Origin of the sequence: Enterobacter cloacae complex sp. P6RS (assembly GCF_014982245.1) — a bacterium.
Taxonomy (GTDB): Bacteria; Pseudomonadota; Gammaproteobacteria; order Enterobacterales; family Enterobacteriaceae; genus Enterobacter; species Enterobacter bugandensis.
In genome coordinates, this window is sequence record NZ_JADCLB010000003.1 from 181,899 (window position 1) to 193,144 (window position 11,246).

Annotated in this window: 13 protein-coding genes; 12 read left to right on the forward strand and 1 reads right to left on the reverse strand. The window is 57.4% G+C overall.

Annotated elements, in window-relative coordinates; genetic code table 11:
• Positions 1 to 39 precede the first annotated feature (39 nt).
• Both INF73_RS01850 and add read left to right on the forward strand, forming a co-directional pair.
• Positions 40 to 1,212 (forward strand): MalY/PatB family protein, encoded by a 1,173-nt coding sequence (locus tag INF73_RS01850; protein WP_193541359.1) that lies wholly within the window; start codon positions 40 to 42, stop codon positions 1,210 to 1,212.
• A 96-nt stretch (positions 1,213 to 1,308) separates the two neighbouring features.
• Positions 1,309 to 2,310: an adenosine deaminase gene (gene add, locus INF73_RS01855; protein WP_047368418.1), complete on the forward strand. Its 1,002-nt coding sequence runs from the start codon at positions 1,309 to 1,311 to the stop codon at positions 2,308 to 2,310.
• 54 nt (positions 2,311 to 2,364) lie between these two features.
• Here add and INF73_RS01860 read toward each other — a convergent pair whose 3' ends face one another.
• Positions 2,365 to 3,405, reverse strand: a complete 1,041-nt coding sequence (locus tag INF73_RS01860; RefSeq protein ID WP_028012920.1) for an oxidoreductase — start codon at positions 3,403 to 3,405, stop codon at positions 2,365 to 2,367.
• A 241-nt stretch (positions 3,406 to 3,646) separates the two neighbouring features.
• Between INF73_RS01860 and blr the strand changes: the two genes are divergently transcribed.
• The 10 genes from blr to nth all read left to right on the forward strand — a co-directional run bounded on the left by blr (position 3,647) and on the right by nth (position 11,003).
• Positions 3,647 to 3,772 carry a division septum protein Blr gene (gene blr, locus INF73_RS01865; RefSeq protein WP_168733269.1) on the forward strand — a complete coding sequence of 42 codons (126 nt, stop codon included), beginning with the start codon at positions 3,647 to 3,649 and terminating at the stop codon, positions 3,770 to 3,772.
• A gap of 233 nt (positions 3,773 to 4,005) precedes the next feature.
• Positions 4,006 to 4,221 carry a transcription modulator YdgT gene (ydgT, locus tag INF73_RS01870; protein ID WP_013096896.1) on the forward strand — a complete coding sequence of 72 codons (216 nt, stop codon included), beginning with the start codon at positions 4,006 to 4,008 and terminating at the stop codon, positions 4,219 to 4,221.
• Between the two features lie 86 nt (positions 4,222 to 4,307).
• Positions 4,308 to 4,748 carry a DUF2569 domain-containing protein gene (locus tag INF73_RS01875; RefSeq protein WP_025758365.1) on the forward strand — a complete coding sequence of 147 codons (441 nt, stop codon included), beginning with the start codon at positions 4,308 to 4,310 and terminating at the stop codon, positions 4,746 to 4,748.
• Between the two features lie 76 nt (positions 4,749 to 4,824).
• Positions 4,825 to 5,406: an electron transport complex subunit RsxA gene (gene rsxA / locus INF73_RS01880; RefSeq protein ID WP_032657707.1), complete on the forward strand. Its 582-nt coding sequence runs from the start codon at positions 4,825 to 4,827 to the stop codon at positions 5,404 to 5,406.
• A complete protein-coding gene (rsxB, locus tag INF73_RS01885) occupies positions 5,406 to 5,984 on the forward strand; it encodes an electron transport complex subunit RsxB (protein WP_032640037.1) in 579 nt (192 codons plus the stop codon). The genes rsxA and rsxB overlap by 1 nt, the downstream gene beginning before the upstream one ends.
• Positions 5,977 to 7,998, forward strand: coding sequence for an electron transport complex subunit RsxC (gene rsxC / locus INF73_RS01890; protein ID WP_193541361.1), 2,022 nt, complete (start codon positions 5,977 to 5,979; stop codon positions 7,996 to 7,998). The genes rsxB and rsxC overlap by 8 nt, the downstream gene beginning before the upstream one ends.
• Positions 7,999 to 9,051, forward strand: coding sequence for an electron transport complex subunit RsxD (gene rsxD, locus INF73_RS01895; protein ID WP_193541363.1), 1,053 nt, complete (start codon positions 7,999 to 8,001; stop codon positions 9,049 to 9,051).
• A 10-nt stretch (positions 9,052 to 9,061) separates the two neighbouring features.
• The gene (gene rsxG, locus INF73_RS01900; protein WP_193541365.1) at positions 9,062 to 9,682 is read left to right on the forward strand and encodes an electron transport complex subunit RsxG; all 621 of its coding nucleotides are present in this window, start codon (positions 9,062 to 9,064) and stop codon (positions 9,680 to 9,682) included.
• A gap of 2 nt (positions 9,683 to 9,684) precedes the next feature.
• The gene (locus INF73_RS01905; protein WP_023311374.1) at positions 9,685 to 10,371 is read left to right on the forward strand and encodes an electron transport complex subunit E; all 687 of its coding nucleotides are present in this window, start codon (positions 9,685 to 9,687) and stop codon (positions 10,369 to 10,371) included.
• The gene (gene nth, locus INF73_RS01910) at positions 10,368 to 11,003 is read left to right on the forward strand and encodes an endonuclease III (protein ID WP_059356960.1); all 636 of its coding nucleotides are present in this window, start codon (positions 10,368 to 10,370) and stop codon (positions 11,001 to 11,003) included. The genes INF73_RS01905 and nth overlap by 4 nt, the downstream gene beginning before the upstream one ends.
• The last annotated feature ends 243 nt before the right edge of the window (positions 11,004 to 11,246 follow it).

Here is an 11,246-nt window from a genome sequence, read left to right on the forward strand (position 1 = left end):
CCCCTCTCATGAGGGGGTTTTACTTTAAGGATTAACGTCATGTTTGATTTTTCTACCGTCGTGGATCGTCACGGCACCTGGTGTACGCAGTGGGACTACGTCGCCGACCGCTTTGGCGCGGCGGATCTGCTGCCCTTCACCATCTCGGATATGGACTTCGCCACCGCCCCCTGCATTACCGACGCGCTGCATCAGCGCATCAACCACGGCGTGCTGGGCTACAGCCGCTGGAAAAACGACGAGTTTCTTGCCGCTGTTGAGCACTGGTTTCGGCAGCGCTTTAACAGCCGCATTGATAAAGAAACCATCGTTTATGGCCCTTCCGTCATCTACATGGTGTCAGAGCTGATCCGCCTCTGGTCAAAGCCCGGTGACGGCGTGGTGGTTCACACCCCGGCGTACGATGCATTTTACAACTCCATTGGAGGCAATGCGCGTCAGGTAGTGGCTGTTGAGATGGAAAAGCAGGCGACTGGCTGGCAGGGCAATATGGCGGCGCTTGAAGCGGCCCTGGCGAAACCGGAAAACAAAATTCTGCTGCTGTGCAGCCCGCAGAACCCGACCGGAAAAGTATGGACTCTTGAAGAATTGACCCATATGGCAGAGCTTTGCGCACGCTATGACGTGGCGGTTATCAGCGATGAAATTCATATGGACATGGTCTGGGGGGCGCATCGCCACACCCCGTGGAATGCGGTAGCGCGCGGCAAATGGGCGCTTCTCTCCTCCGGCTCGAAAAGCTTTAATATTCCGGCACTAACGGGCGCATACGGCCTGATCGGCGATGAAGAGAGCCGTAACGGCTATCTCAGCGCGCTAAAAGGACGAGATGGGCTCTCTTCCCCTTCCGTGCTGGCGCTGACGGCCCATATCGTCGCCTATCAGCAGGGAGAGCCGTGGCTGGATGCCTTGCGCCGTTATCTGGAAGAGAATCTGTTGTATATCGCACAGGAATTAAACAGTGCTTTTCCGAAACTGAACTGGCAGCCGCCGGAAGCAACCTATCTGGCCTGGATTGACCTGCGCCCGCTGAACATTGACGACAGGGCACTGCAAAAAGTGCTGATCGAGCAGCAAAAAGTCGCCATCATGCCGGGATATACCTACGGGGAAGAGGGAAATGGCTTCGTGCGCTTAAATGCAGGCTGTCCGCGCAGCAAGCTGGAACAAGGGGTTCAGCGCCTCATCGCCGGGATCAACACGCTCCTGTAATTTGTTTGCGCAACGGAATATTCCCTTGCGCAAATAGCTTTTTACCCCGTTTTGTTTTTATAATATGGCGCACTTTAACCCGAAAAGAGTGCGACCATGATTGATACACGCCTGCCCTTAACTGATATTCATCGTCACCTTGACGGTAACATTCGTGCCCAAACCATCCTCGATCTTGGCCGCCAGTTCAACTTAACGCTTCCTGCTCAGACCCTTGAGTCCCTGATCCCACACGTACAGGTCACCTCCAATGAACCGGACCTGGTCAGCTTCCTGAGCAAACTCGACTGGGGCGTGAAGATGCTGGCCTCGCTGGATGCCTGCCGCCGCGTGGCGTTTGAGAACATTGAAGACGCGGCCCGTAACGGCCTGCACTACGTTGAGCTGCGCTTCTCGCCAGGCTATATGGCGATGACCCACAACCTGCCCGTTGCAGGCGTGGTGGAAGCCGTCATTGAAGGCGTCCGTGAAGGGTGTAAAACCTTCGACGTTCAGGCCCGCCTGATCGGCATTATGAGCCGCACGTTCGGCGAAGCCGCCTGCCTGCAGGAGCTGGAAGCGCTGCTGGCGCACCGTGACGCCATCACCGCCGTTGACCTTGCCGGCGATGAGCTGGGCTTCCCCGGCAGCCTGTTCCTCTCCCACTTCAACCGCGCGCGCGATGCCGGCTGGCACATTACCGTCCATGCGGGTGAAGCAGCGGGCCCGGAAAGCATCTGGCAGGCCATCCGCGAGTTGGGCGCCGAGCGTATCGGCCACGGCGTGAAGGCGGTTGAAGACCGCGCGCTGATGGATTTCCTGGCGGAGCAGCGCATCGGCATTGAGTCGTGCCTGACGTCCAACATTCAGACCAGCACCGTGGCAACGCTGGCGCAGCACCCGCTGAAAACGTTCCTTGAGCACGGCGTGCTGGCCTCGCTGAACACGGACGATCCGGCGGTTCAGGGCGTGGATATCATCCACGAGTACAACATCGCCGCACCGCAGGCGGGCCTGAGCCGCGAGCAGATCCGCCAGGCGCAGATCAACGGGCTGGAGATCGCCTTCCTGACGCCTGCGGAGAAGCAGGCGCTGCGGGATAAGGTGGCAACCGCGTAAACCCTTTGCCGGGTGGCTTCTACGCCTTACCCGGCCTACAACAACGTCAAAAACTTATGCCAGACAGAGCGTGGCGCGATGTTTGGCAGATTCGATCCCCAGCTCAATCAGCTCCATAATCTGAATCGCCTGGCTGGCCGGAACCGGATTCTCTCCCGTGCCGTTCAGCGCATCGCGGATGGCAGCATAATAAGCCGGATAGTTACCCGGGATCGTTAACAGGGTTTCCTCAACCAGCTCCTCACCTTCCGTCCGCGTCACGACGCCGTCGCGCATATCATAGCCCCAGTCTTCCTGCGGCAGACGTTCACCGTTTTTGAGGCGATCTTCCTGCGGATCGAGGCCAAACTTCACGTAGCTCCCGCGCGTGCCGTGGATGATATAGCGGGCAGATTCCGCGGCCGCGACCATCGTGCCGTGCAGCACAATCCGCCGCTGCGGGTAACTCAACACCGCGTGGAAGTAATCGGTTGTCTGCGCCCCGGGCCTGAGCTGGGCCAGATCGACCGTCATGCTCACCGGCAGCCCAAACAGATTCACGGCCTGGTCCAGCAGATGCGGGGCTAAATCGTACCAGATGCCGCTGCCCGGACCGGCCTGCTCGCGCCAGCGATTTCTCACCTGCGGACGGAAACGGTCAAAATGCGATTCAAAAAAAACGATCTCTCCTAACGTGCCTTCCCCGAGAAGCGTTTTAACCGTCAGGAAGTCGCTGTCCCAGCGGCGGTTATGGAAAACGGACAGCACTCTGCCCAGGCTTTTTGCCAGCACCTCCAGTTCACGCGCCTGTGACAACGTCACGGTAAAGGGTTTGTCAACAACGACGTGCTTCCCGGCTTCCAGCGCGGCTTTCGCCAGCGGGAAGTGCGTGTCGTTCGGGGTGGGAATAACAATTAAATCGATATTCGGATCGTTGAAAAGGTGTTTAGGCTCGGAGACAACCGGCACTGCGGGCCAGTCAGCGTGGACTTTGGCGGCGTCACTGCTGGATACCGCCGCCAGCGCCATTCCCGGCGTTCCGGCTATAAGAGGCGCATGAAACGTTTTGCTCGCGTACCCGTAGCCTATAAGCCCGACGCGGATGTTATCACTCATCGTGTTGTCCTCTTTTTGCGTTTCTTATTTCATACTGGCCTTTCTGGCATTGCCCTCATTAATAATGAGCCATGGCGCTTAAAATAGCAGGCTGTACCGGCTATTTTTGTTACATAGTATTAACCTTCTGATTTTGTTTAAGGGAATCGTTCCCAAAGCGCTTGCCGTCAGAGAAACAGCGCTGTAACATTTGCGACCTGTATTTATGGATAAATTACAACAGTGAATCATGGCATCAATTATTAATCGAATCATTGAATTAGCGGGATGGATTGTTCTTGGGGTTTCGGTCATTTTGCTCGGCGTAGCCAGCCATATTGATAACTACCAGCCGCCGGAGCCAGCTGCCGTCACCCATCCTAAGTAACCGGTTGCTGCTTTAAAGAGTGACATAATGTGTCAGTTTCGTATTGCCAGCCCTGGTGAACGCGGTTAACCTTCTCTTCCAGGCATCACCTTCGGTGCCTGAATTTCAGCAAAGAAAACTCCTAATTTCGTCGCGTTATCTGAGTGGGCTGTTTACGTCTGTATTAATCCGTTTATTATTCGACCGAATTACCTTAACTGGTATTACTCACTTTTATATGGAAAATTATTAATATGACAGTTCAGGACTATTTATTAAAATTTCGCAAGATCAATTCGCTTGAGAGCCTGGAAAAACTGTTTGACCATCTGAACTACACCCTGTCGGATAATCAGGACATTATCAATATGTATCGCGCCGCTGACCATCGCCGTGCGGAGCTGGTCTCCGGCGGACGCTTGTTCAACGTCGGCGAGGTGCCGAAGTCCGTATGGCGTTACGTTTTATAAGAAAGTAGCCATCCGCGCGAAATGTTATATACTCTCCGCCCTGCAAACTGGCTGTACAACATTTCGCGCAGATAATGGGAGAGTTCATGACCGCAACGCCTGGAGAACGCATCGGAGGCTGGTTAATCGCCCCACTGGCATGGCTGCTGGTTGCCTTATTAAGCGCATCGCTTGCGCTGCTGCTTTATACCACCGCACTGATTACCCCTCACGCTATTCAGACCCTGATGTCGCAAAGCGTGTTGAATATAGCGATGTGGTTTGTGTCGTTCGTTTTCGCGATTGGGATGTGGTACTACACCCTGTGGCTGACTATCGCCTTCTTTAAGCGCCGCAAGAGTGTGCCTAAGCACTACATTATCTGGCTGCTGGTCTCGGTCCTGCTGGCGGTTAAAGCGTTTGCTTTCTCGCCCGTGTCTGACGCGCTTGCTGTCCGCCAGCTGCTTTTCCCGTTACTGGCCGCGGCGCTGCTGGTGCCCTATTTCAAACGTTCAACGCGTGTGAAAAACACCTTCGTGAACCCGTAATAACCTTACAGATAACCTGTTGTCGCCTGCCCCGGTTTGTCCGATAATAGGCGGCTTTTTTATTTCAGGCTAAATAATGACCGATTACTTACTGCTCTTTGTCGGCACCGTGCTGGTTAACAACTTCGTTCTGGTGAAGTTCCTTGGCCTGTGCCCGTTTATGGGCGTGTCCAAAAAGCTGGAAACGGCGATGGGCATGGGGCTGGCGACGACCTTCGTCATGACGCTGGCGTCCATCTGCGCGTGGTTGATTGACACCTGGATCCTCATCCCGCTGGGGTTAATCTATCTCCGCACGCTGGCGTTTATTCTGGTCATTGCGGTGGTAGTGCAATTTACCGAAATGGTGGTGCGCAAAACCAGCCCGGCGCTCTATCGCCTGCTGGGTATCTTCCTGCCGCTGATCACCACCAACTGCGCCGTTCTCGGCGTGGCGCTGCTGAACATCAACCTTGGCCATAATTTTATGCAATCGGCGCTGTATGGTTTTTCTGCGGCCGTCGGTTTCTCCCTGGTCATGGTGCTGTTTGCCTCTATTCGCGAGCGCCTGGCAGCAGCAGATATTCCTGCGCCCTTCCGCGGTAACGCGATTGCGCTGGTGACTGCGGGTTTAATGTCTCTGGCCTTTATGGGCTTTAGTGGTCTGGTGAAGTTGTAATGAGTGCTATCTGGATTGCCATCGCCTCTATCAGCGTCCTGGGGTTGGTGTTTGGCCTTATCCTGGGTTACGCCTCCCGCCGTTTCGCGGTAGAGGACGATCCTGTTGTTGAAAAAATTGATGAGCTTTTGCCGCAAAGTCAGTGTGGACAGTGCGGCTACCCGGGCTGCCGCCCTTACGCTGAAGCGGTAGGCATTCAGGGTGAAAAAATTAACCGCTGTGCGCCCGGCGGCGAAGCGGTGATGCTGAAAATTGCCGCCCTGCTTAACGTCGATCCGCAGCCCGTTGATGGCGATGCGGAAGTCCAGGAGCCGGTTCGCGCCCTCGCGGTGATCGACGAAGCGAACTGCATCGGCTGCACCAAATGTATTCAGGCCTGTCCGGTCGACGCCATTGTTGGCGCAACGCGCGCCATGCACACCGTTGTGGCGGATCTCTGCACCGGCTGTAACCTCTGCGTGGCCCCCTGCCCGACGCAATGTATAGAGCTGCGCCCGGTTGAAACGACTACCGAAAGCTGGAAGTGGGATCTTCAAACCATTCCGGTTCGCAATATTCCTGTGGAACAACATGCTTAAGTTATTTTCTGCTTTCAGAAAAGAGAAGATCTGGGACTTTGACGGCGGTATCCATCCGCCAGAGATGAAAACCCAGTCCAACGGCACGCCGCTGCGTCAAATTCCGCTGGCGACGCGTTACGTCATGCCGCTCAAGCAGCATATTGGCGCTGAGGGCGAGCTGTGCGTGAAAGAAGGCGATACGGTGCTGCGCGGTCAGCCGCTGACCTTCGGACGCGGACGTATGCTGCCGGTACACGCCCCCACCTCCGGTAAGGTGGTCGCCATTGCGCCGCATACGGTGGCGCATCCGTCCGCGCTGTCGGAACTGAGCGTGATTATTGAAGCCGACGGCGAAGACCGCTGGATTGACCGTGACGGCTGGAGCGACTACCGCAGCCAGAGCCGCGAAGCGCTCATCGAGCGCATTCATCAGTTCGGCGTGGCCGGGCTTGGCGGCGCGGGCTTCCCGACCGGCGTCAAGCTGCGCGGCGGTGGCGATAACATTCAGACGCTGATTATCAACGCCGCCGAATGCGAACCGTACATCACCGCCGACGATCGTCTGATGCAGGATTGCGCCGCCCAGGTGGTGGAAGGCATCCGCATCCTTGCGCACATTCTGCAGCCGCGGGAAGTGCTGATTGGTATCGAAGACAATAAACCGCAGGCTATCTCGATGCTGCGCGCCGTGCTGGCCGGTAGCCATGATATCAGCCTGCGCGTCATTCCGACCAAGTACCCCTCTGGCGGTGCTAAACAGCTGACACAGATCCTCACCGGCAAGCAGGTCCCGCACGGCGGACGCTCTTCGGATATCGGCGTGCTGATGCAGAACGTGGGCACCGCGTACGCCGTGAAGCGCGCGGTGATCGACGGCGAGCCGCTGACCGAGCGCGTGGTGACGCTGACCGGGGAAGCGGTCTCTCGTCCGGGCAACGTCTGGGCACGTCTGGGTACACCGGTGCGTCACCTGCTGGAGCAGGCTGACTTTTGCCCGGGCAGCGATCAGATGGTGATCATGGGCGGCCCCCTGATGGGCTTTACCCTGCCGTGGCTCGATGTGCCGGTGGTTAAAATCACCAACTGCCTGCTCGCGCCTTCCCCGACCGAGATGGGTGAAGAGCAGGAAGAGAAAGGCTGTATTCGCTGCAGCGCCTGCGCCGACGCCTGCCCGGCGGATCTGCTCCCGCAGCAGCTGTACTGGTACAGCAAAGGCCAACTGCACGACAAGGCGAAAGCCCATAACCTGGCCGACTGCATCGAATGCGGTGCCTGCGCCTGGGTCTGCCCTAGCAACATTCCTCTGGTGCAGTATTTCCGCCAGGAGAAGGCTGAAATTTATGCCATCTCCATGGAAGAAAAGCGCGCCGCAGAAGCCAAAGCGCGCTTTGAAGCGCGCCAGGCGCGACTGGAACGCGAAAAAATCGCCCGTCAGGAGCGCCATAAGCAGGCCGCCGTTCAGCCTGGCGAGAAAGATCAGGATGCGATTAACGCTGCTCTGGCGCGCGTTCGCGAGAAAAAAGCCACCGCGGCGCAGCCAGTGGTGATCCCGGCTGGCGAGAAGCCGGACAACAGCGAAGCCATTGCGGCGCGTGAAGCGCGTAAAGCTCAGGCACGCGCCCGTCAGGCTGAAAAAGCGCAAACGGTCCAGGCAGAGGCGGAGATCGACCCGCGTAAAGCCGCCGTTGAGGCGGCGATAGCCCGCGCCAAAGCCCGCAAAGCCGTTGAGCGAAGCGTGGTGGTTGAGCAGGAAGCGGTCGACCCTCGCAAAGCGGCCGTTGAAGCGGCGATTGCCCGCGCCAAAGCGCGCAGAGCAGCGCAGCAGGCGCCAGCCGCAGAACCTGAAGCACCGGTCGACCCACGTAAAGCCGCCGTTGAAGCGGCGATTGCCCGCGCCAAAGCCCGTAAGGCGGCGCAGCAGGAAGAGCAGCCGCAGGCCGCCAACGATGACCCGCGCAAGGCCGCCGTCGCCGCCGCCATTGCGCGCGTTCAGGCAAAGAAAGCCGCACAGCAAGCAGTTAACGAGGATTAAATGGTTTTCAGAATCGCAAGCTCCCCTTACACCCACAATCAGCGCCAGACATCGCGCATCATGATGCTGGTCTGCCTGGCGGCGCTGCCGGGCATTGCCGTTCAGTGCTGGTTTTTCGGCTGGGGGACCCTGTTCCAGATAATCCTGGGCTGTACCAGCGCCTTAGCGGCGGAAGCCCTTGTGCTTAAGTTGCGCAAGGCGGCGGTCTCCCGCATTCTGGCCGATAACTCCGCGCTACTCACCGGCCTGCTGCTGGCGATCAGTATTCCGCCGTTTGCCCCGTGGTGGATGGTGGTACTCGGCACCGTTTTTGCCGTGATTATTGCCAAACAGCTCTATGGCGGACTGGGCCATAACCCGTTTAACCCGGCGATGATCGGCTACGTGGTGCTGCTGATCTCCTTCCCGGTACAGATGACCAGCTGGCTGCCCCCGCACGAGATTGCAGCCACGGTTCCGGGCTTCATGGATGCTCTGCACGTGATCTTCACCGGCCATACCGCACTCGGTGCGGATATGAACGCGCTGCGTATGGGCGTGGACGGTATCAGCCAGGCGACGCCGCTCGATACGTTTAAAACGTCCCTGCATGCCGGGCACAGCGTTGAGCAAATTATGAAATCGGCCATCTACAGCGGCGTGCTGGCAGGAGCTGGCTGGCAGTGGGTCAACCTGGCGTATCTGCTGGGCGGCCTGTTCCTGTTGCAGCAGAAGGCCATCCGCTGGCATATTCCGGTCAGCTTCCTCGTGACGCTGACGGTCTGCGCCACGCTGGGCTGGGTATTCTCTCCTGAATCCCTGGCCAGCCCGCAGATGCACCTGCTCTCCGGCGCGACCATGCTGGGTGCCTTCTTTATCCTGACGGATCCGGTGACGGCCTCAACGACTAACCGCGGACGCCTGATCTTCGGCGCGCTGGCTGGCCTGCTGGTTTGGCTCATCCGCAGCTTTGGCGGCTACCCGGACGGCGTGGCCTTTGCCGTCCTGCTCGCCAACATTACCGTTCCGCTCATCGACTATTACACGCGTCCGCGCGTGTACGGCCATCGCTAAGGGTTTCGCCATGTTAAAAACGATGCAAAAACACGGCGTCACGCTGGCTGTCTTCGCCGCGGTTCTGACGGGGCTGACGGCACTGGTTAATGCGTTGACCAAAACGACCATCGAAGAACAGGCCTCGAAGCAGCAAAAGGCGCTGTTCGATCAGGTGATCCCGTCCGATTTCTACGATAATGACCTGCAAAAAAGCTGCTTTGTGGTAGACGCGCCGCAGCTTGGGAAAGGCCCGCACCGCCTCTTTATCGCCCGCAAAGGGGATAAACCGGTTGGCGCGGTGATGGAAGCGACCGCGCCTGACGGCTATTCCGGTGCCATTCAACTGCTCGTGGGCAGCGATTTCTCCGGCACCGTGCTGGGCACCCGCGTGACGGAGCATCATGAAACGCCGGGCCTGGGCGATAAAATCGAAACGCGTTTAAGCGACTGGATTTTGCACTTTGCCGGTAAAGTCATCCATGGTGAAGATGACACCGCGTTTGCGGTGAAGAAAGACGGTGGCGAGTTTGACCAGTTCACTGGCGCAACCATCACGCCGCGGGCGGTAGTAAACGCCGTAAAACGAGCCGGGCTGTACGCTGAAACGCTGCCCGCGCAGATCAACAATCTTCCGGCCTGTGGAGAGTAATCATGAGCCAGGTTAAAGAGGTTATTGTCCAGGGATTGTGGAAGAACAACTCCGCGCTGGTACAGCTTCTGGGTATGTGCCCCCTGCTAGCGGTGACATCCACCGCCACCAACGCGCTCGGTCTGGGTCTGGCAACCACGCTGGTATTGACCCTGACCAACCTCTCCATCTCTGCCCTGCGACGCTGGACGCCGTCGGAAATTCGTATTCCGATTTACGTGATGATCATTGCGTCGGTGGTGAGCGTCGTCCAGATGCTGATTAACGCCTACGCGTTTGGTCTGTACCAGTCGCTCGGGATCTTCATTCCTCTTATCGTCACCAACTGTATCGTGGTCGGTCGTGCGGAAGCGTTCGCAGTGAAAAACAGCCCGGCCATGTCGGCGCTGGATGGTTTTTCCATTGGCATGGGCGCCACGTGCGCCATGTTCGTGCTGGGCTCGCTGCGTGAAATCCTCGGCAACGGTACGCTGTTCGACGGCGCAGATGCGCTGCTGGGCGGCTGGGCTAAAGCGCTGCGCGTTGAGGTGTTTCACACCGATACACCGTTCCTGCTGGCGATGCTGCCGCCCGGCGCGTTTATTGGCCTCGGCATGATGCTGGCGATAAAATACCTGATTGATGAGAAACGTAAGCGCCGCGCGGCTGAGCGCAGCGTTCTGGAAGGGACACCCGAGAAGGCCTCATGAATAAAGAAAAGCGCATTGCGATCCTGACCCGTCTGCGGGACGAGAACCCGCACCCGACGACGGAGCTGAATTTTACCTCCTCGTTTGAGCTGCTGATCGCGGTGTTGCTCTCTGCGCAGGCGACCGACGTGAGCGTCAATAAAGCCACTGCCCTGCTCTATCCGGTCGCCAATACGCCGAAGGCCATGCTGGAGCTGGGCGTGGAAGGCGTGAAGTCCTATATCAAAACAATCGGCCTGTTTAACAGCAAAGCCGAGAACGTAATTAAGACCTGTCGGATCCTGCTGGAACAGCACGGAGGCGAAGTACCGGAAGATCGCGCCGCGCTGGAAGCCTTGCCGGGCGTGGGGCGTAAAACCGCGAACGTTGTGCTCAATACCGCGTTTGGCTGGCCGACCATCGCCGTTGATACGCATATATTCCGGGTCTCAAACCGGACCAACTTCGCCCCAGGGAAAAATGTCGAGCAGGTAGAAGAGAAGCTGTTAAAAGTGGTTCCTGCCGAATTCAAGGTTGACTGCCACCACTGGCTGATTTTGCACGGTCGTTATACCTGCATAGCCCGAAAGCCGCGCTGCGGCTCCTGCGTTATTGAAGATCTCTGCGAATATAAAGAAAAAGTCTATCCCTGACCGTCATAATCCCTTGCCAAAAGAAGGGCTACCGTTCGTTCTTCTTTTGGCCGTTATTTGTCCGCTCTTACTTTCTTCTGACTTGTCACTTGTTCGGCTCTATAACGCTCAAACAGGTTAATACTTTTTTCATAGCCAAAAATTTCTATACATCTGTGATCGCGATCACTCTGATAACGTCATGTTGATTTTTTGTAGTCAAAGTCATCGCAAACCCTTTGCCGGGCAAGATTTAAATGCGTT

Excerpts from the sequence above, each read along its gene's own strand:
- INF73_RS01875 (WP_025758365.1), top strand. The coding sequence starts at position 4,308 with ATGACCGCAACGCCTGGAGAACGCATCGGAGGCTGGTTAATCGCCCCA.
- rsxD (WP_193541363.1), top strand. The coding sequence starts at position 7,999 with ATGGTTTTCAGAATCGCAAGCTCCCCTTACACCCACAATCAGCGCCAG.
- INF73_RS01905 (WP_023311374.1), top strand. The coding sequence starts at position 9,685 with ATGAGCCAGGTTAAAGAGGTTATTGTCCAGGGATTGTGGAAGAACAAC.
- rsxB (WP_032640037.1), top strand. The coding sequence starts at position 5,406 with ATGAGTGCTATCTGGATTGCCATCGCCTCTATCAGCGTCCTGGGGTTG.
- rsxC (WP_193541361.1), top strand. The coding sequence starts at position 5,977 with ATGCTTAAGTTATTTTCTGCTTTCAGAAAAGAGAAGATCTGGGACTTT.
- INF73_RS01860 (WP_028012920.1), bottom strand. The coding sequence starts at position 3,405 with ATGAGTGATAACATCCGCGTCGGGCTTATAGGCTACGGGTACGCGAGC.
- rsxA (WP_032657707.1), top strand. The coding sequence starts at position 4,825 with ATGACCGATTACTTACTGCTCTTTGTCGGCACCGTGCTGGTTAACAAC.
- nth (WP_059356960.1), top strand. The coding sequence starts at position 10,368 with ATGAATAAAGAAAAGCGCATTGCGATCCTGACCCGTCTGCGGGACGAG.
- ydgT (WP_013096896.1), top strand. The coding sequence starts at position 4,006 with ATGACAGTTCAGGACTATTTATTAAAATTTCGCAAGATCAATTCGCTT.
- add (WP_047368418.1), top strand. The coding sequence starts at position 1,309 with ATGATTGATACACGCCTGCCCTTAACTGATATTCATCGTCACCTTGAC.
- rsxG (WP_193541365.1), top strand. The coding sequence starts at position 9,062 with ATGTTAAAAACGATGCAAAAACACGGCGTCACGCTGGCTGTCTTCGCC.
- INF73_RS01850 (WP_193541359.1), top strand. The coding sequence starts at position 40 with ATGTTTGATTTTTCTACCGTCGTGGATCGTCACGGCACCTGGTGTACG.